The organism is Streptomyces sp. NEAU-174, from assembly GCF_052665095.1.
In genome coordinates this window covers 360,350-378,647 of sequence record NZ_JBQTCE010000007.1, presented here as the reverse complement: position 1 = coordinate 378,647, position 18,298 = coordinate 360,350, and the positions used below count along the sequence as shown (strand labels likewise).

13 protein-coding genes are annotated in these 18,298 nt (G+C 71.5%); 4 read left to right on the top strand and 9 right to left on the bottom strand.

Going from position 1 to position 18,298, the window contains the following annotated elements; all coding sequences use genetic code 11:
* Window positions 1-12: 12 nt before the first annotated feature.
* On the bottom strand, window positions 13-1,071 hold the full coding sequence (locus tag ACT2CW_RS22370; RefSeq protein ID WP_445517991.1) for a 3-keto-5-aminohexanoate cleavage protein: 1,059 nt from the start codon (window positions 1,069-1,071) through the stop codon (window positions 13-15).
* A 272-nt stretch (window positions 1,072-1,343) separates the two neighbouring features.
* Window positions 1,344-2,369, bottom strand: coding sequence for an AraC family transcriptional regulator (locus ACT2CW_RS22365; RefSeq protein WP_445517990.1), 1,026 nt, complete (start codon window positions 2,367-2,369; stop codon window positions 1,344-1,346).
* A 157-nt stretch (window positions 2,370-2,526) separates the two neighbouring features.
* Here ACT2CW_RS22365 and ACT2CW_RS22360 point away from each other — a divergent pair, with 157 nt between their 5' ends.
* On the top strand, window positions 2,527-4,065 hold the full coding sequence (locus ACT2CW_RS22360; RefSeq protein ID WP_445517989.1) for a long-chain-fatty-acid--CoA ligase: 1,539 nt from the start codon (window positions 2,527-2,529) through the stop codon (window positions 4,063-4,065).
* On the opposite strand, the gene ACT2CW_RS22355 is transcribed toward ACT2CW_RS22360, so the two are convergent.
* The gene (locus tag ACT2CW_RS22355) at window positions 4,059-4,943 is read right to left on the bottom strand and encodes an NAD-dependent protein deacetylase (protein WP_445517988.1); all 885 of its coding nucleotides are present in this window, start codon (window positions 4,941-4,943) and stop codon (window positions 4,059-4,061) included. The genes ACT2CW_RS22360 and ACT2CW_RS22355 overlap by 7 nt on opposite strands.
* Before the next feature lie 92 nt (window positions 4,944-5,035).
* Between ACT2CW_RS22355 and nthB the strand changes: the two genes are divergently transcribed.
* From nthB to ACT2CW_RS22340, 3 genes are read left to right on the top strand one after another with little or no spacing between them, the layout of a single operon-like run.
* Window positions 5,036-5,707 (top strand): nitrile hydratase subunit beta, encoded by a 672-nt coding sequence (gene nthB, locus ACT2CW_RS22350; RefSeq protein WP_445517987.1) that lies wholly within the window; start codon window positions 5,036-5,038, stop codon window positions 5,705-5,707.
* Window positions 5,704-6,306 (top strand): nitrile hydratase subunit alpha, encoded by a 603-nt coding sequence (gene nthA / locus ACT2CW_RS22345; RefSeq protein WP_445517986.1) that lies wholly within the window; start codon window positions 5,704-5,706, stop codon window positions 6,304-6,306. Before nthB ends, nthA begins: the two co-directional genes overlap by 4 nt.
* Window positions 6,303-6,665, top strand: coding sequence for a nitrile hydratase accessory protein (locus tag ACT2CW_RS22340; RefSeq protein ID WP_445517985.1), 363 nt, complete (start codon window positions 6,303-6,305; stop codon window positions 6,663-6,665). The genes nthA and ACT2CW_RS22340 overlap by 4 nt, the downstream gene beginning before the upstream one ends.
* Before the next feature lie 36 nt (window positions 6,666-6,701).
* Here the strand turns inward: ACT2CW_RS22340 and ACT2CW_RS22335 are convergent, their stop codons facing one another.
* From ACT2CW_RS22335 to ACT2CW_RS22310, 6 genes are read right to left on the bottom strand one after another with little or no spacing between them, the layout of a single operon-like run.
* On the bottom strand, window positions 6,702-6,995 hold the full coding sequence (locus ACT2CW_RS22335) for an acyl carrier protein (protein WP_445517984.1): 294 nt from the start codon (window positions 6,993-6,995) through the stop codon (window positions 6,702-6,704).
* A gap of 46 nt (window positions 6,996-7,041) precedes the next feature.
* Window positions 7,042-8,151 (bottom strand): Rieske 2Fe-2S domain-containing protein, encoded by a 1,110-nt coding sequence (locus ACT2CW_RS22330; protein ID WP_445517983.1) that lies wholly within the window; start codon window positions 8,149-8,151, stop codon window positions 7,042-7,044.
* Window positions 8,152-8,155: 4 nt separating this feature from the next.
* On the bottom strand, window positions 8,156-9,616 hold the full coding sequence (locus ACT2CW_RS22325) for a cytochrome P450 (RefSeq protein ID WP_445517982.1): 1,461 nt from the start codon (window positions 9,614-9,616) through the stop codon (window positions 8,156-8,158).
* Window positions 9,613-10,641: a 3-oxoacyl-[acyl-carrier-protein] synthase III C-terminal domain-containing protein gene (locus tag ACT2CW_RS22320; RefSeq protein WP_445517981.1), complete on the bottom strand. Its 1,029-nt coding sequence runs from the start codon at window positions 10,639-10,641 to the stop codon at window positions 9,613-9,615. The genes ACT2CW_RS22325 and ACT2CW_RS22320 overlap by 4 nt, the downstream gene beginning before the upstream one ends.
* 35 nt (window positions 10,642-10,676) lie before the next feature.
* On the bottom strand, window positions 10,677-16,727 hold the full coding sequence (locus ACT2CW_RS22315; RefSeq protein ID WP_445517980.1) for an SDR family oxidoreductase: 6,051 nt from the start codon (window positions 16,725-16,727) through the stop codon (window positions 10,677-10,679).
* Window positions 16,724-18,178, bottom strand: coding sequence for an acyltransferase domain-containing protein (locus ACT2CW_RS22310; protein ID WP_445517979.1), 1,455 nt, complete (start codon window positions 18,176-18,178; stop codon window positions 16,724-16,726). Before ACT2CW_RS22310 ends, ACT2CW_RS22315 begins: the two co-directional genes overlap by 4 nt.
* Window positions 18,179-18,298: the final 120 nt, after the last annotated feature.

Sequence of the window (18,298 nt, the reverse complement as noted above, 5' to 3'; positions counted from 1 at the left end):
GGTGTGGTGGGGTCAGTTCTCGACGTCGCGCAGCATGAAGCCGCGCCGGCCGGGGCGGCGGTTGGGCACCATGCCGAGCCGGGCCAGGGTCTCGTCGCTGTCCGCGTACCACTCGCCGAGCTTGTAGATCTGCTTCGCCTCCGGCCCGGTGGCGATCTCACGACCGAGTGCTTGGGCGATCCGGACCATCTGCTCGACCTGCTCCACCGAGGACATCCGCTCGCCCTTGTGCCGCCACAGGTTGTCCTCGTTGCCCACCCGCACATGGGTGCCCAGGGCGATGCCGATCGCGTTCATCGGCGCCACCGCGCGCATGGAGGCTTCGATCGTGAGCACCGCCCCGTCCGGGACGCGGCGGATGAACTCGATCAGGTCGGCCGGGTGCCGGCCGGCGAACCCGCCGCCGATCGCTACGTAGTTGAGCACCAGCGGGCCGGTGTACACACCCTTGCGGATCAGCCGCTCCACGGTCTCCAGCTGTGCCATGTTGGCGAGCTGGAAATGCGGCTGAATGCCGTTGGCGCGGAGCCGCTCGAGGTGTTCGAGGTAGAACTCCGGCCCGGCCTCGACCACCATGTCCCGGTAGGCCTGGTAGTACGCCGGCTTGGCGATCGAGGTGCCCTCGATGTCCTCGTCGTCGAAGAGCTCGACGATGTTCATCTGGTTGGTGTTGATCGCGATCGTCACCTGGTCCGGCCTGGGGGTGATGTCGGCCAGCATGTGGCGGGTGTCGTAGCTGAGCCACTTCGCGTCGGAGCCCTCGTCCTCGGGGGCGAACGAGATCGACCCGCCGATTTGCAGGACCATGTCCGGCACGGCCTCGCGCAGCCGGGCCATCAGCTCGTTGAACATGGACATCCGCTTGGAGCCGCGGCCGTCCAGCTCGCGTACGTGGATGTGCAGCACGGTGGCGCCGGCCTGGTAGCAGTCGACCGCCGCCTGGACGTGCTCGTCCATCGTGAGCGGGAGGTCGTCGGCGTCACCTGGCAGCCACTCCGGCCCGTAGGGCGCGGCCTGGATGACGAGCTTCTCCTGGTTCTCCGGGTACAGGGAGTCATCGAGGAAGTGCATGGTCGATCTCCTTTGTCGGACGGTCTTCACCCGCCCCGCCAGATGCGTCACTGCCCGCGATACGAGCGCGGAGGAGGACGGCGGGGATCGAAGCGATTGCGTACGGGGTTTCCGCTCGCCCTGGTGAGGTAGGCGGTGTCCCTCGCGGTACGGCAACGTTAAGGGCCGGTTACGCGACCCGCTTTACCGTCGGTGACATCCGACTTATCACTTGGGGACCGGCGACGGATCGCGGCTCAGGCCGAGGCCACGGATCGCCAATCGCCCGGTGGTCACTCCTCGCCCGAGTGCCGCTGCCTCGTTCGCCGGTTGCGCCACTCCCGCGGGCTGCAACCGAACCGCCGGCTGAACCACCGTGAGAAGGCACTGGGCGCGGCGAACCCCAGCAGCCCGGAGATCTCGGTCAACGAGCGGCGCTGGTTCGCCACAAGCTGCTCCGCGAGCTGCGTGCGCGTCGCGTTCAGGAGGGAGGAGAACGACTCGCCCGAGGCCGACAGGTGGCGGTGGACGGTCCTCCGGTCGACACCGAGGCTGGTGGCGACCTGCTCGATCGAACAGCGCCCGGTCGGCAGCAGAACTTCGATCAGCTCGCGCACCCGGTCCGGTACGGTCGTGTCCCTCGCGACCGCGATGGAGTCGAAATACCGCCGCGCGTAGGTGTGGAGCAGTGGATCCGACATGGGGTTGGGAACGTTGAGATCACTGGCGTAGAAGACGATCCCGTTGAATTCCCGGTCGAATTCCACGACGGGGCCGAAGGCGCGCCGATGTGTCCCGGTGTCCGCCGGCGCGCCATGGGTGAAACACACGGACACCGGCTGCCACCGGGCACCGAGGAAACCGCGCAGGACCTGGTGGAACACGCCCACGGCCAGCTCCATGGCCTGGCGGGCCGGCACGGCCTCACCACCGGGCTCCAGCACCACTTTGAGGGTGGCCAGGCCGCTCGCCTCGGAGAGCCGGCTATGGAGCATCTCGTTGTACGTGTGCTCGTGGCGGACGAGAAGTTCCAGCGCGCTCCGGACATCCGGCTCCTCGCGTATGACCAGGCTGATGGGGCCGAGGTTGGAGAGGCGGCGGCGCTCGGCCAGGAGCAGGCCGAAGTCCTCGCGGTGCGAGGCCGCCGCCGAGAGCTCGAACAGCTGGGTCACGGCCACCCCGGAGATCCATCTGTCCTGGACCGCGAGGCCGACGGGGTCCAGACCCACCCGCTTCATCAGGTCCCGGGGGTCGATGCCGAGCGACCGGCTGAGCTCGACGTAGCTGTTCAGCGCCGCGTTGCGGACGAGGGGCTTCATGGGTGTACTCCAGGGGTTGTCCCCAATTGGTAAGTCACCTGTCACGCCAGGTCAAGCGGTGCGGTGCGGCGCGGCCTAATGTTGCACCGCCGTGAGAGCTCGCCACCCGGCGTTCACATCACCGACCGCCCGGCACGGCGGTGGGGAGGGGAACCGCATGAACAACCTCGCCGTACTCCTGGCGGAATCCGCACGGGCCGACGGGCGACGAGTCGCCATTCGCCAGGGCGAGACCGCCCTCACGTATGCCCAGCTGAACGACGCCGCCGCCCGGGTCGCCACGCTGTTGCGCACCAGAGGCATCAGACCGGGCGATCGTGTCGCGCTGGTCATGCCCAACGTCACCCATTTCCCCGTCGTGTACTACGGCATCCTCCGCGCGGGCGGCGTGGTGGTGCCGATGAACCCGCTGTTGAAGGCCCGCGAAATCGCGTTCCTGCTACGGGATTCCGGGTCCCGCGTCGTGGTGACGTTCCCGCTGTTCGCGGACGAGGTCACGACGGCCGCGGCAGAGGCTGGCGCGGAGTGTCTGGTCACCGGCCCCGCGGCATTCGACGATCTCGTGCGGGCCACCGCGCCGATGCCCGAGCTCGTCGATCGGGCCGGTGACGACACCGCCGTGATCCTGTACACCTCGGGCACGACAGGAACGCCGAAGGGTGCCGAGCTGACCCACCGCAACCTGATGACCAACACGGCCACCACGGTCGAGACGGTGCTCCACATCGGGCCGGACGACGTGCTGTTCGGCGGCCTGCCCATGTTCCACGCCTTCGGACAGACCTGCGCTCTCAACACCGCTGTCGCTGCCGGTGCCACGCTGACCCTGCTGCCGCGGTTCGATCCGGCCGAGGCGCTGGAGATCATGGACCGGGACGGGGTCACCGTCTTCCTGGGTGTCCCCACGATGTACACGGCCCTGCTGCACACCGCGATCCCCGACGGCCACGACCTCTCGCGGATGCGCTTGGCCGTTTCCGGGGGTGCCTCGTTGCCGGTCGAAGTGCTGCACGGCTTCGAGCGGGAATTCGGCGCCACCGTGCTGGAGGGCTATGGCCTCTCGGAGACCTCGCCGGTCGCGTCGTTCAACCCTCCGGACGGGCCGCACAAGGCCGGTTCGATCGGTCTGCCCATCCGCGGGGTCGAGTTGATGCTCGTCGCGGACGACGGCACCACGGCCGGGCGGGGCGAAGTCGGTGAGATCGCGATCCGCGGCGAAAACGTGATGAGGGGGTACTGGAACCGTCCGGACGCGACCGCGGAGGCCATCCGGGACGGGTGGTTCCACAGCGGCGATCTCGCCCGTGTCGACGAGGACGGCTACTACTTCATCGTCGACCGGAAGAAGGACCTCATCATCCGCGGTGGATACAACGTCTATCCACGCGAGATCGAGGAGGTGCTCTACGGACACCCCGCCATCTCCGAGGCCGCCGTCGTCGGCGTGCCGCACGAGAGCCACGGGGAGGAGGTGGCCGCCGTGGTCACGCTCCGGCATGGTGCACACACCACAGCTGATCAGATACGCGATTACGTCAAACAGCGGGTTGCCGCCTACAAGTACCCGCGGATCGTCACGGTCACGGACGGGCTCCCCAAGGGAGCGACCGGCAAAATCCTCAAACGGGAAATCGTCGTCAGGCAAGAGGAAAATTCGACCGCGGCCGTGAGGACGGACCACGGATCCGGCTACTGACCGGGGATGCCCAGCCGGTCGGCCACGGCGGTGAGCGCCGTGCCCAGGGGGAGGGCGACCCGGGTGACGGCGTGCCGGTCGCCCCGGGTCGGGTCGAGGTTGACGATCAGCACCGGCTTTCCGGCCCCGGCCGCCTGGCGGACGAACCGGAGCCCGGACATCACCGTCAGTGAGGAGCCCAGGACCAGCAGCGAGGCCGCCTCGCGGACCAGCTCGCGGCAGTGCTCGACCCGCTCCGGCGGTACGGCCTCGCCGAAGAACACCACGTCCGGTTTGAGGATGCCGCCGCAGACCGTACAGGGCACCACGCGGAAGTCCCCGACCTGTTCGTCGGTGAGGTCGGCGTCGCCGTCCGGGTTGATTCCGGCGGCCACCGGCGCGAAGCCCGCATTGGCCTCCTCCAGCCGCCGGGCGAGTTCGCGGCGCGGGCCGAAGGTGCCGCAGGAGAGACAGACGACCCGGTCCAGGCTTCCGTGGAGTTCCACGACGCCCTCGCTGCCGGCCGCCTGGTGCAGACCGTCGACGTTCTGGGTGATCACGCCCGAGAGCAGGCCGTGCCGGGCGAACGCGGCCACGGCCCGATGCCCGTCGTTGGGGCGGGCGCGGCCGAAGCTGCGCCAGCCGAGGTGGCTGCGGGCCCAGTACCGGCGCCGGGCCTGGGCACTGGCGGTGAAGTCCTGGTAGGTCATCGGGGTGTGCCGGCTCAGGCTTCCGTCCGCGCCCCGGTAGTCGGGGATGCCCGACTCCGTGGAGATGCCCGCCCCGCTGAGCACCAGGACACCGCCGGTGCTCAGCGCGTCGGCGACCGGATCCAGGTCCGTACTGCCCGGCGGCAGGTCCTCGGCGGGGGTCCAGCTCAAAGTGGGGCGCATGCGCATGCCGCCAGAGTACGGAACGCGGCGCGGAGGACACCTGGCGTATACGATTCGGGCACGTAGTCCATTATGTTCATATTTGGGGAGGTGGTGCCATGGAGGGGATCGCCGATATGGGCGGTACTCCGGGATGGGGTCCCGTTCATCCGCCGAGCCGTGCCGAGCCGGTCTTCGAGGAGACCTGGCAGGGCCGGGCGTTCGCGCTGGCGACGCTCTCCGGCCGCATCGCGTACGGCGGGGTCAACCTGGACGCCTTCCGGCACGCGCTCGAGCGACTGGACCGAGCCGCCTATCTGGACGACGGCTACTTCGGGCGATGGCTCAACGGCGCGGAACTGATGCTCACCGACAGCGCCATCCTGGCGTCGGGTGCCGTCGACGCCCGCGCCCGCAACCTGCGCGGTGAACATGTGGCGGAGCCGCCGGTCCCCGAGCCCGCGGTGCCCGACTACGCGCCGACCGCCGAGGGCTCGCTGCGTTCCGTGGCCACCGCCCCCGCCTTCGCCGTCGGCGAGCGGGTACGGGCCAAGGCCCGGTCGGTGCCCGGGCACACCCGGTTGCCGGGCTATGTACGGGGACACACCGGGACCGTCGAGATCGTCCAGCCCGCTTTCGTGCTGCCGGACACCAACGCCCACTTCCAGGGCGAGCATCCGCAGTACGTCTACTCGGTGCGGTTCACCTCACGCGAGCTGTGGGGCGCCGGCGCCGAACCCTTCGCGCTCACCGCCGAGCTGTTCGAGAGCTATCTGGAGACCACCTCATGACCGCCACCGATGACGGGCCGGGCGAGAGCCTTCCCGTGGCCCTGCGCACCGAGGCGCTCGAGCAACTGCTCACCGAGCGGGGCCTGATCGACCCGAAGGTGATGGACGGGTTGATCACCACCTACGAGACCAACGTGGGCCCGCTCAACGGCGCCAAGGTCGTCGCCAGGGCCTGGACCGACCCGGAGTACCGGCGGCGGCTGCTCGACGACGGCACGGCGGCCATCGAGGAGCTCGGCTACTCGGGGCCGCAGGGCGAGCACATCGTCGTCGTGGAGAACACCGCGACCACCCACAACGTGGTGGTGTGCACCCTGTGCTCGTGCTACCCGTGGCCGGTGCTCGGCCTGCCGCCGAGCTGGTACAAGGACCCCGCCTACCGCGCACGCGTGGTGAAGGAGCCCCGCACGGTGCTGTCCGAGATGGGACTCGAACTCGACGACGACGTGCGGATCACCGTCCACGACTCCACCAGTGAGGTGCGCTGGTTCGTCCTGCCCGAGCGTCCGCCCGGCACCGAGCACCTCTCCGAGGAGCAACTCGTGCCGCTGGTGACCCGGGACTCGATGGTCGGCGTGGCCAAGGCGGTGGCGCCATGACCGCGCCGCTGGACATCGAGGGCCCGGCCGCACCCCCGCGCGCCAACGGCGAGTTGGTGTTCGCCGAGCCCTGGGAGGGCCGCGCCTTCGCCATGGCCGTCGGCCTGTACGAGGCGGGCGCGTTCACCTGGCCGCGGTTCCAGGCCGCGCTGATCGCCCGGATCGCGGCCCGGGAGAGCGCTCCGGCACGGGACGAGCCGTATCGCTACTACCGGCTCTGGCTGGCCGCCCTGGAGGACGTGCTCGCCGGCCTGCGCGTCGTGTCCGCGGACGAAGTGAGCGCACGCGCCCACGCCCTGGCGCGGCGTTCCCCGGGCCACGACCACCGGGACGGCCACTCGAACGTTCACGGAGCATGAGCCCCGGCGGCCGCCGAGGCCGCCGTGGCGACGGGTTCACGCACCGGGGCCACCGGGGGCGGGCTGCCGGAGGAGCCGTTCGACCAGCGCGGCCATCCGCCGCACCGTGCGGAAGTTCTCCATCCGCAGGTCGGCGCCGCGGATCTCGATGCCGTACGACTTCTCCAGATGCACCACCAGCTCCATGGCGAAGAGCGAGGACAGCCCGCCGGAACCGAAGACGTCCGCGTCGGCCGCCCAGGTCTTCCCCGTACGCTTCGTCAGATACCCCAGCATGTCCTTCTGGACGGCGCCGGAGTCCGGCACCGGCTGGTCGGATGACGTGGTCATGCCTGTTCTCCCTCGTACTCGTGGACCAGGTCTCGCCGGCCGGTGGTCACTCCTCCGAGCGGCTCGCGCCGGCCCGGGGAGGCCGCGGTGGCACCAGATCGTCCGTGGGTTCGGTGTAGAACTGCTGCGCCCACTGCCGGTACCGGCCGATCGGACCGTCGCCCTTGGCGAGCTTCGGGTGCTCGACATGCTCCTGGTAGTGCCACATCAGCAGGTCCGCGCCGGTGTCGACGCTCGCCACCCGCTGGAGGACGGCGCTGAGCAGCCGGGCGACGGGCATGGCCGCCGCGCGCCCCACCGCCCCGGGCACGCCGGGGATCCCGTTCAGCTCCAGCTTCGTACCGAACCGGAGCTGGATGCGGCCCGGGCCGGTGGGGGTCGCGTGGAGCATCACATGGAGGGTGCCCGCGCCCCGCGGCAGGACCGTGCGCGCCGCGATGGTGGCCAGCCCGATCACCGTGAGCGTGTAGGACTGGCGGAACCCGCGCATCATGGTGCCGCGGGCGGTCGCGGTGACGGTGCTGGTCGGCTCCCCGGCCACCGGAGCGCCCTCGATGTCGAGACCTTTGAGGCCGTGCAACGCCGGCAGATGACCCCAGTCGAAGGCGTTCTCGATGACGTCCTGCGGATGACCGGCGATGTCGAAGGTGTCGTGGCTGTACGGCTGCCGGTCGTCCATGGGGAAGACCGGGACCTGCCACTGCGGGGGCAGGCCGAGCGCGTGCCACCACACATAGATCGAGCCGTTGGCCTCGCACACCGGGTACCGCGCCAGCGACGCCTTCGGCGGTGGTTTGTCGTAACCGGTGCGCACACAGGTGCCGGCCGGGTCGAACGCGAACCGGTGGAAGGGGCAGACGATGTCCTCGCCCTCGACCGAACCGCCGACCCCGAGATGCGCTCCCAGATGCGGGCACCGGGGCCGGACGGCCCGCAGCACGCCCTTGGCCGTGCGGTAGAGGACGACCTCCGTGCCCGCGAGCGGACGGGTGGTGACGGAGCCGGGGCGCACCTCGTCGGAGAAGGCCAGGCAGAACCACCCGTTCGGATAGGGCAGGGAAGGAGTGCGCAGGCTGTCGGCCGGGGCCGCGCCGGGCAGGCCGACCCTCCGGGCGTTGAGAAGCTGTTTCACCAGGGGCTTCAGGTGAGGCTTCACGGCATCACTCCTCGTGCTTCACCGGGCAGCCGCCGGCGCCCGGTGGCGTGGACGGGTGGGCGGGTGCGGACCGCGGTGTGGCCGCGTGCAGTTCGGCGTCGCCGGTGCCGTTCGTCCGCCGCTCACTGATCCGCAGGCGCAGCCCGCGCGAACTCAGGCTGGTCTCCACCTTGGGCTCGAACGGCTGGTCGCCGACGGGGGTCAGCTCCCAGCGGGCGACGATCGCGGTGAGGGCCAGGATGGCCTCGGTGAGGGCGAACTGGTCCCCGATGCACTTGCGCGCCCCGGCGCCGAACGGGATGTAGGCGGCCCGGTCGGGCTGACCGCCGAGCCAGCGGTCCGGGTCGAACCGGTCGGGCTCGGGGTAGAGGTCGGCCCGGCGGTGCAGCAGGTACGGGCTGAGCACGATGGTGCTGCCGCCCTCGAGCCGTACCCCGCCGAGCTCGGTGTCCTGCCGGACCGCGCGGGTCATCATCCAGGCGGGCGGATACAGCCGCAGCGTCTCGGTCACCACCCGGGCGGCCAGATCGAGCGAGGGCAGGTGCGCGGGATCGACCTTCCCGCCGGCCAGGACCTGATCGGTCTCGGCCTGGAGACTGTGCTGGACGTCCGGGTTGGTGGCGAGCAGATGCAGCGCCCAGGCCAGGGTGATGGCCGTGGTCTCCATCCCGCCGAGGAAGAACGTGAGGGCCTCGTCCGCCAGTTCGGTGTCGCTCAGTTGCTTCTGGCCGTCCTGGCTCTCCTCGTCGACCGCCGCGACCAGCGTGGAGAGCAGGTCGGCATGGTCGGTCGGATCGGCGCGCCGCTCGGCGATGATCTCCGCGATGGTGGCCGACAGCCGGTCACGGGCCTGGTCGTAGCGCCGCTTCCGCGGAGTCGGCACCCGGCGCAGCAGGGCCGGTGTCATCATCCGGCGGAAGAACGCGGTCACGATGGTGGAGGTGTCGGCAAGGGCCCGCCGCATGGTCTCGGCCGGCAGCGAGCCGCTGAACATCGTCTCCATGGTGGCGCGCGTCGTCAGCGTCATCATTTCCTGGGTGATGTCGAGGACGTCGCCATCGCGCCAGGATGCCGCCTTCACCTCGGCCGCCCGCGCGAACACCGCCCCGTACCCGGCGAGCCGGGTGGGGTGGAACGACGGCTGGCACAGCCGCCGCTGCCGCCGGTGCAGGGGGTACGGGCAGGTGGACAGGCCGTCGCCGATGACCTCGCGGATCCGGTCGTAGATCGGGCCGCCCTTGTCGAAGACACGGTCGTTCAGGAACACCTGCCGGGTCAGGTCCGGATCGCAGATCATCATGGCGGTACTCGGGCCCAGCCGGACCCGGACCATCTCGCGGTAGCCGGACAGGGACATGATGAACGCCAGCGGATCGCGGAGCAGGGGCAGCGCGTGGCCCAGCAGTGGCAGGGCCCGCGGAGCCAGCGGCACCGACGCGGCGGTCGCCGTACTCGTGTCCGTCATGACCAACCTCCTTCTGTGTGTGAGCGACCGGCCGGTGCCATGGCGACGGGATCGCGGGTGATCTCGAGCAGCGCGGTGGTCCAGCGGAAGCCGACCCCGAAACTCACCACGAGGACGCGGTCCCCGGTCCGCAGCGTGCCGGAGCGGAACGCCCGGTCGAGGGCGAGCAGGACGTCGGACGGGCCGGCGTGGCCGAGGTGGCGGCCGTAGGTCCAGCTGGTGTCGTCGGCACGGAGGCCGAGCGGTGAGCCGCTGAGCAGCATGTCGAGCACGACCGAGCCGATCGCGATGGGCACCACGTGCGCGATGTCCGCCGGTTTCACGACGGCCTCGTCGAGGACGGTCTCGACGCAGCGGTGGGTGGCCCGCTGAAGCACGTCGATGTGGGGCATGAACCCGGTCTCCTCGACGGGGGACCGCCGGGCGACACCGGTGTGGCCCTCCCTGGTCCGGGTCTGCCCCTCCAGTTGCGACTCCGTGACATGGGCGGTCGCCACCAGGCGGGCGAAGCCCGTCCCCCGGGTGAGCACGGCGGCGGCCCCGGCGTCACCGGCTACGTAACCCAACTCCCGGGAATAGCCCCACCGTTCGTCCGGGAACCGGGCACCGGTCGTGACCAGCGTGGCCTTCGCGTCCGGCCGGGCGGCGAGGTGGTCGGCCGCGGCGACGAGCGCGGCAGCCCCGCCGTCACTGGCGGCACCGACCTCGATCCCGGCGGTGTCCTTCCCTCCGAGCACCCGCATCAGATAGGCCGAAGGCGTGTAGTGGTCCGGGTCCTGGAAGCCGGCGTGCACGAGCAGGCTCAGGTCGGCACTGGCGACGTCCGCGTGGCGCAGTGCCTTGAGACCGGCCCGGGCCGCCATCTGCGTGGCCGTGTCGTCCTTCGAGACGGCGGCCGAGGTGAATCCGTTGAGCGCCATCATGGAGGGCCGCCCGGTGCCCGGCCCGCCCGCCGGCTGGTGCTCGGGCCTGATGGGGGGTATCCACGCGCCGGTCCCGGCGATCGTGATGTCCTGCCACAACACTGCTGTCTCCTCCGCTGTCACGAAAGGGGCGACTGTCACGAAAGGGGGGACTGGGGAACGCGGGGGCGGGGCCGGACCAGCTCTCCGCTGTGGTCCAGGGCGTGTGCGGTGACCCCGGTGATACGGGCCAGCACTTTGCCGTGGCCGGTCACGGCGGTCAGGTCCCCGGTGGCGAAGTCGCAGTGCAGCCGGATGGCCGGGTGCTCCGCGCTGAGCTGGCAGTCGTTGCCCGGCCCGGCGAGCTCGACCTCGTCGAGCCCGGCCATCGGACCGACCAGCGGTGGGTGGTCACCACGCGGTGGCAGCAGCAACAGGTGCACCATCGCGTCCAGCAGGATCGCCGGTACGGTCATCCCCGCCAGGGCCGGAGCCCAGGCGGCGTGGTCCAGACCGAACCTGGCGCTGTTCCCGTCCGGCCCACGGGCGTAATCGCTGGTCCCGGCGAACGGGCCGGTGAGCGAGATCGGCGGGTCGGGGGAGTAGACCGGCATCGCGAAATCGGGTTCGGGCTCGTGGGACGAGAAGTCGGGTGGTCCGGCGAGCACGGGGTAGCGGTCCGCCAGCACGACCGTCGTCTCGCACAGCAGGTCGTTGAAGCGCAGCACCTTGCCGTTCTTGCCGATCCGGTGCGCCGTCATCCGGACGGCCACCTCGGCGCCGTCCCGCCTCCGGCCGGTGACCCGGGCCTCCACCGCGACGGTGCGCAGCGGTCCGGCGAGCCTGACCGTGATCGACGTCCGGCAGACGAGACCGCGGAACCCGGTGACCACGAGGTCCGGGCAGAGGGTCGCGGCCGCGGCGGCCGCGGCTTCGAGGGTGAACGTTCCGGCCAGTGTGTACTCACCGTTGACGCGGTGGTGGCGCATCCACCGCCCGTCCCGCTCGGCCAGGGTGTGCGGATCCCAGGTCTTGGTGAAGACGGCCCAGCTCTTGCCGCGGTGCAGGACACCGTCGAGCAGCGGACTGGTCAGCGACGGATCCGGCGCGGCGGGCGGCGGCGCGTCCGGAGCGGGGATCCGCGGCTCGCCTGCGGAACCGTAGGCGCTGGTCCCACCCGGACCGTAGGTGCTGATCCCACGCCGGGCCAGCAGGAGGCGTTCGTCGTCCCGGATGAAGAACGCCACCCCGGCGGCCGGTGGCTGGGTCACGGCGGAGAGGAACTGCGCGCAGCCCTGCTCGGTGCTGATGTAGGCGTCCATCTGGTTGCGCTTGAGGGTCTCCCGCATGGTGACGCTGCTGGCGACGCCGACCTCCCGCCAGCCGCTCCAGAGGATCGCCAACTCCCGGTGGCCGTCGGGTCCGTGCCGCTGGGCCCAGGCGCTCGCGTACGCGAGGTACTCGTTGACGGCGCAGTAGTCGATGTCACCGGGCGCGGGCGCGAGCGTCGCCAGGGTGCTGAAGTTGCACCAGATCCGGGGCGGACGCCCGGCCAGGGCCCGTTTGAGGTTGCGGTAGCCGGTCGCCTTGGTGGCCCGGACCGCCCGGAAATCGGTCAGCGTCTTGGCGTGCAGCGCACGCGACCGCAGGTCGAGGACGGTGTTGATGAGCAGGTCGATCCGTCCGTGCCGGTCGACGACCTCGTCGAGGACGGCGGTGGTGGCCTCGGCGTCGAGGATGTCGCACACGCGGTGGTGGACACGGTCCTGGCCGCACAGTTCGGTCAGCCGCCGCACGGTACGGCGTACCTCAAGGCGCGCCTGGGCCTTCTCGTAGGCGGCGCGCAGCTCGCCCACCGACGCGCCGGGGCGGCTGCGGTGTTCGGCGGCGATGAACTCGGCCTGCGGCGGCAGCGCGTCGTCGCCTTCCGGCAGCGGGGTGCGGCCGATGACGTACACATGCGGCCGGTCGCTGGTGCGGGCGATCGCGTGGAGGAGCTCGGGGGTGATGCCCCGGGCGCCGCCGAAGGCGACCACGACCGCGCCGGGTGGCAGCGAGGCGGCTTCCGCCGGGGGCGGTGGGGCGTGGTCGTCGGCGACGGCCAGGGTGAACCAGTCGCCCCCGCGGCAGGCCAGTGTGTGGGTCGGCACCTGGGCGGTGCCCGCCCGCGCCAGCTGGTCCAGGGCGGTCGCGGCGTCCGGCGCGTCGCTGAGCAGGGTCACTCCGCCGCACTGCGGGACCTCGGCCCGGACGGAGCGGACGAGGCCGGTGAACAGCCCGCTCAGCGGGGGCGGCAGATCGTCCGGCACCGCGCCGACCAGGAGCGCGCCGAGCGAGCCGCCGGTGCGCAGCGCGGGCAGCGCCGCCTGGAGCGTGGTGAACGTGAGGTCCTGAAGGTCCTCCATCCGGGTGGCCTCGGCGTCGTCGCCCCCGTCGTCGCTCCCGTCGTCCTGGACCGGCAGCCGGGACAGGATCCGGATATGGCGCGGGATGAACGGCAGGTCGGCCAGGGCGCCGGGCGCCTCCTCGGGCGGGATGTGGGTGGCGGCTCCGAGGCCCGGCCGCGGTGCCCAGACGGCGATGTCCGGGCCGGTGGCGGCCGCGGCGAGCTCCGGGGCGTCGGTGATGACGATGGTGCCCGGCGGGATCGAGCACGCGGCCGGGCCGTTCCGCGGCGGGGCCGTCGGGACGAATCGGAGGGTCTGGCGGCGGCCGGTGAAGTCCTCGGTGTGCTCGGGCGCGGCCCGGTTCGGCTCGGTGGGTGCGGCCCGCTCCACCTCCTCCTGGTCCGGGCCGTGGGTGTTCGGGCCGTCCGGCCGGGTGAACCGGATCAGTGGCGATCCGGGGGCGGCGGGCGTCACGACGGTGTCCGCACCGGTGGAGACGGCCTTGAGGACCGCCAGCAGGGCGTCCAGCGACAGATAGGTGTGTCCGGCGTCGGCCAGTACGGGAAGGGCGTGCCCGAGCGTGGCCGGGCGCCGCGGATCGGTGGCCTCGACCGCGGTGGAGAGCGAACCCAGGATGGGCAGGCCGTGCTCCAGCGCGGTGGAGAGCCGGGTGACAGCGAGGACGGCGGCACCTTCCGCGATGGACCGGCCCTCCGGCACCAGTTCGTCGAGGTGGCGGTCCCAGCCGCTGATGGGCCGCTGGCACACCGCGCCGACGAGGGCGAGGTCGCAGGCGCGGTGCCGGAGTTGGCGCAGCGCCAGGTCGAGGGCGGTGTGCGCGGAGTCCCGGTGGGCGTAGACGCTGGTTCCCAGGCCCCGGAAGTCGTAGTAATTGGCGGCCCGGCCCGACAGGATGCAGGAGACCGCCCCGGTGAAGTCGTCCTCGTTCAGATCGCCGGGGATCACCCCCTTGGCCTCCGCCATCCCCTTCGCCAGGTACTCCTTGAGCGTCTGCGCCCGCACCGGGTCGGGCAGGATGTCGAACGTGGTGGCGCACTCGCCGGCGTGCACCCGCAGCGCGGCCCGGGTGTTGTGCGTGGTCGGCAGCGTCGCCCCCACGACCACCGCCGTGGTGGGCCGTAGGCTGACGCCCGGCTCGCCGAGCCGGTCCAGCAGCGGGCCGAGCGCCTGGAGCATCATCAGGTGGGCGGGGTCCATATGCCGCATCGTCAGCGGCGGGATACGCACCTCACGCGGGGACGGCAGGGGGTACGGCATACCGAAGCCGGCGTCCGGGAGCGGGCCGTCACCACGCAGCCAGGCGGGCACCTGGGCGGTGTCCAGGCCAGGCAGATGGGTGTTCCAGCCCACGACGACCAGTGGCTCCGTGTCCGCGGGAGCCTCACCGCCCCGCCGCCGCGCGGGGACCGCCGTCGGCACCCGGTCGGACAGGACCACATGCGCGTCCGCCCCTCCGAGGCCGAACGACGACACCCCGACCACGCGCGGCCGTGTGTCCTCCGTCGGCCAGGGCGCGTCCCTGACCGGTACGGTCAGCCGTGTGCCGTCCTCCAGCAGCGGGTGCGGATCGGTGACCACGGGCTGACCGGGGACCGCCCCGCGTTCGAGCGCGACCAGCGCGTGCGCGACCGAGACCAGGCCCGCCAGCACACCGGTGTGCCCGAAGACCTGCTTGTTCGAGGTCAACAGGCAGGCCCGCTTCCGCGGCCCCAACCGGGAGAGCAGCGAGCGCAGTTCGATCTCGTCGCCCACCGGTGTGCCGGTGCCGTGTGCCACCACCCAGTCCACGTCGTCGGCCTCGACGCCCGCGTCGGCCCAGGCCCGGGCGATCGCCAGCTCCTGCCCGCGCGTGGCCGGAGCGTGAATGCCCTTCCCCCGGCCGTCGGCGGCGAGACCGGTGCCCCGGATGACACCGAGCACCCGGTCGCCGTCCGCCACGGCCCGCGCGTACGACTTCAGCGTGAGCATGATGGAGCCCTCACCGATGAGGGTTCCGTCGGCCGCCTTGTCGAAGGGGCGAATCCTGCCGCTCATCGAGATGCCCTGGGCCCGGCAGAAGAGGGTGAACCCGATCGGCTCGATCACCGAGGTGCCACCGGCCAGCGCCACATCGCAGGAGCCCTCGCGCAGCGCCTTGACCGCCGCGTCCAAGGCGAACAGTCCGCTGGCACAGGCCGCGTCGAGGGTCAGGTGCTGGGAGTCGTCGGGGATCAGTCCGCGCAGCGCGTCGCGGGAGACGGACGCGGGCAGGTAGGCCTTCGGGTCCCCGCCGTCGCCACCGTAGTACGCGCTGATCGCGTGGTCGGCCAGCTCGGCCAGCCAGTCACCGTCCTGGTCGGCGGGGATCGCCTCGCGCACCATGCGCCGGTACTCGTCCCCCAGCACGACACCCTGCGGGCCGAGCCCCGTCTGGTCGTGGATACCGGTGGTCGTGGCGAGCCACCGGTCCGTCGGGCGCCGGTGCACCCCGGCCAGGGCCTGTACGGCGCAGTGCCGCAGCCAGCGAGTGGTACGCGGCCATCCGGGGCGGCCGGCGTTCCCGTCCGGTTCGGCGATCGAGGCGGGGTCGGGGACGAAGCCCTGGACGTACGCCGCCTCGCGAACGTAGAAGGCGTCGGTTTCCTCCCGGGTGGGCGCCCAGAAGTGCTTCAGGTCGAAGGCGGACGGCTCGCTGGAGATCAGGGCGCCCTCCCGTAACCGGTCCCAGAACTCCGCCGCGTTGTTCGCGCCGGGCAGGACCAGACCGAGGCCGACCACGGCGACGGCTTCGGGGTCCGTCTCGGGGGGTGGGGCGGGTGCTGGGGCCGGTGCTGAGGCCGGTGCTGGGTCGGGCGCCGGGGCTGGCGCCGGGTCTGGCGCTTGGTCCTGTGCCGGGGCCGGGGCCGGGGCCGGTGCCGGTGCCGCCACCGATGCCGGTTCCGGTGCCGGTGCAGGGGTCTCCGGTGTCGTCACGGCCGCCGCGGGCACCGGTTGGCGCCTGGCGGGCCTGCTCACCTGGTCCGCCAGCCTGCTGTGCAGCCGCAGGCCCTGCATCCCGCCGATGCTGATGCCGCCGTCGGCGACGATGGTCTGCCCCGTGATGAAGGCGGCGTCCTCGTGCAGGAGGTGGACGATCAACTTGGCCGCCTCCGGTGTCGAGAGCGTACGGTTCATCAGCTCGCTGGCCTCGGCCGGGCCACCGGGCGTCGCCGCCGGGGCGTCCAGGTTGACGACGATCTCGCTGGCGACGGAGCCCAGCAGCACCGTGTTGACCCGGATGCCCTGGCCGACCAGTTCGAGCGCCAGATAGCGGACCAGCGACTCCAGGGCCGCCTTGGTGACACCGCCGGGGCCGTAACCCTGGACCGGCTGGTGCGCCCCGACGCTGGAGAGACAGAGGATGCTCGCGCCGTCCCGTCCCGCCATCAGCTCGGCCGCCCGGCGCGAACAGTGGTAGGCCGCCATCACATTGGTGGACCACGCCCGCTGCCAGTACGTGTCATCGATGTCGAACAGCGGCAGGAAGGCCCCGCCCGCGGCGTTGTTGATCAGAATGTCCAGGCCACCGTGGCGCTCCTGGACCAGGTCGAACATCCGGTCGATCTCGCTGGTCTTGGCCACTGAGGCGCGGATGAACTCGCAGCTGTGACCGGCCTGCTCCAGCTCCGCCCGCAGCCGCTCCGCCTGTTCGACCGAGTGGAAGTAGTTGACGATCACATGGGCCCCGCTCCCCGCCAAGCGGCGCACGATGTCCGCACCGAGGCTCTTCGCGGCCCCCGTCACCAGGGCGACCCGACCCCGCAGGTTCTCTGTGGAGGTCATCGTCCGGCAGCCCCCGCTCGGGCCTGCACGACGGCCTCCGCGATCCGGCGCAGCGTGCCGACGGTCAGGAGGGAGGAATTCGCCCGCAGATCGGGCAGCTCGTACCGGTCGGACACCATCCCGAGCAGGGCGACCTGCTTGAGCGACTCCACACCCAGCTCGGCCTCAAGGCCGTCGTCCTCACCGAGCAGATCGGGCGGGTAGCCCAGGAAGTCGCCGTAGAGCGTCCGCAACTCCGCCAGCACCGTCTCGTAGTCCAGCCCGGCAGACGACGGCGAGGCGACGGGGGCGGCCGCGACCGGGGCAGCCGGAGCCGGAGCCGCGGGGGCCGGGGAGGGGACGGGGGCCACATAGGACACAGGGGCCGCGGGTGGTGCGGACGCGGCGGACACGGCGGCCCGGACCGGCGGCAGCTCGGTGGCCGGAAGTGTCGCAACCGGTCCGGCCGGCGTGGGCTCACTCACCCGTACGACGGGACCATGACCGTTGCTCGACGGTGCCGACGAGCGCGAGCGGAACGGGCCACCGCCGGTGGAATCGGCGACCAGCGCCCGGACGGCCCCGACCGGGTCGCGCTCGCTCAGCGGAACGACACACTGCACCCCAGGGATCGACGCCTCGACGAACTTGGTGACGACGGGCCACTCCCCGCACTCGACAAAGGCATCGGCGCCGGCCGCGTGCAGCTCACGGATGGTGTGCAGCATCCGGACCCGGGAGGTGAGCGCGCCGGCCACCAGGTCGACCGGGTCGTCGTCGCCGACGTCCCGCCCCAGCCATGGGGAACACACCCGCCAGCGCCCGGCACCGTACGGAACCCGTGGCGCGGATTCCCGCAGGTCCCGCGCGGCCTGCGCCATCGCCGGAGTATGGGTCGGATGCGGGACGTCGAGTTGGAGACTCGGCCAGCCGAGCGCGTCGGCCACCCGCTCCACATGCTCGATCAACGCTTCGGGGCCGCTGATGACGCTCTGCCGAGGGGCGTTCTCGCAGGCCAGTACCAGGTGCGGATGGTTGATCAGCTCGGCGAGCGACTCCGCCCGGCGGCCGTCCACTCCGACCGCGAGCATCTTTCCGCCCCAGCTCTGCCGGGTCAGCACCTGGGACCGGGCCACGGCCAGCCGCGCGGCGTCCTCCACGGACAGATGCCCCGCGGCGGCCAGGGCCCACAGCTCCCCGATGCTCTGCCCGACGATCGCGATGGGCTCGGCGCCCTCGGCGATCAGCATATGGTGCGTCGCGATGCTGACCGCGAAGATCTCCAGATATTGCACTTCGGGGCCGCGCCGGTCGCTCGTCTCGTTCTGTTCGACAAGCCGGGCACTGATGTTGGGCAGCCCCATTTCCTGGGCGGCCTTGTCGATTCGGGACAGCGCTTCACGTACGGCCTCGTACCGGTTGGGTAAGTCGCTCAGAATGCCTCCGCGCGGGGCGGCAACCGTTCCCGGCATGACAAAGACAGAATCCACCATGTGCATCACCCTCATCTCCCGTCCCGACTGCCGGCGATGTTGCATTGGCTTAGCCGGGGCCCTGAAACGCCACGACGGCGCGATGAAATCGACGACATA

Excerpts from the sequence above, each read along its gene's own strand:
- ACT2CW_RS22310 (WP_445517979.1), bottom strand. The coding sequence starts at position 18,178 with ATGCCGGGAACGGTTGCCGCCCCGCGCGGAGGCATTCTGAGCGACTTA.
- nthB (WP_445517987.1), top strand. The coding sequence starts at position 5,036 with ATGGAGGGGATCGCCGATATGGGCGGTACTCCGGGATGGGGTCCCGTT.
- ACT2CW_RS22325 (WP_445517982.1), bottom strand. The coding sequence starts at position 9,616 with ATGACGGACACGAGTACGGCGACCGCCGCGTCGGTGCCGCTGGCTCCG.
- ACT2CW_RS22360 (WP_445517989.1), top strand. The coding sequence starts at position 2,527 with ATGAACAACCTCGCCGTACTCCTGGCGGAATCCGCACGGGCCGACGGG.
- ACT2CW_RS22355 (WP_445517988.1), bottom strand. The coding sequence starts at position 4,943 with ATGCGCATGCGCCCCACTTTGAGCTGGACCCCCGCCGAGGACCTGCCG.
- ACT2CW_RS22340 (WP_445517985.1), top strand. The coding sequence starts at position 6,303 with ATGACCGCGCCGCTGGACATCGAGGGCCCGGCCGCACCCCCGCGCGCC.
- ACT2CW_RS22370 (WP_445517991.1), bottom strand. The coding sequence starts at position 1,071 with ATGCACTTCCTCGATGACTCCCTGTACCCGGAGAACCAGGAGAAGCTC.
- ACT2CW_RS22335 (WP_445517984.1), bottom strand. The coding sequence starts at position 6,995 with ATGACCACGTCATCCGACCAGCCGGTGCCGGACTCCGGCGCCGTCCAG.
- nthA (WP_445517986.1), top strand. The coding sequence starts at position 5,704 with ATGACCGCCACCGATGACGGGCCGGGCGAGAGCCTTCCCGTGGCCCTG.
- ACT2CW_RS22315 (WP_445517980.1), bottom strand. The coding sequence starts at position 16,727 with ATGACCTCCACAGAGAACCTGCGGGGTCGGGTCGCCCTGGTGACGGGG.
- ACT2CW_RS22365 (WP_445517990.1), bottom strand. The coding sequence starts at position 2,369 with ATGAAGCCCCTCGTCCGCAACGCGGCGCTGAACAGCTACGTCGAGCTC.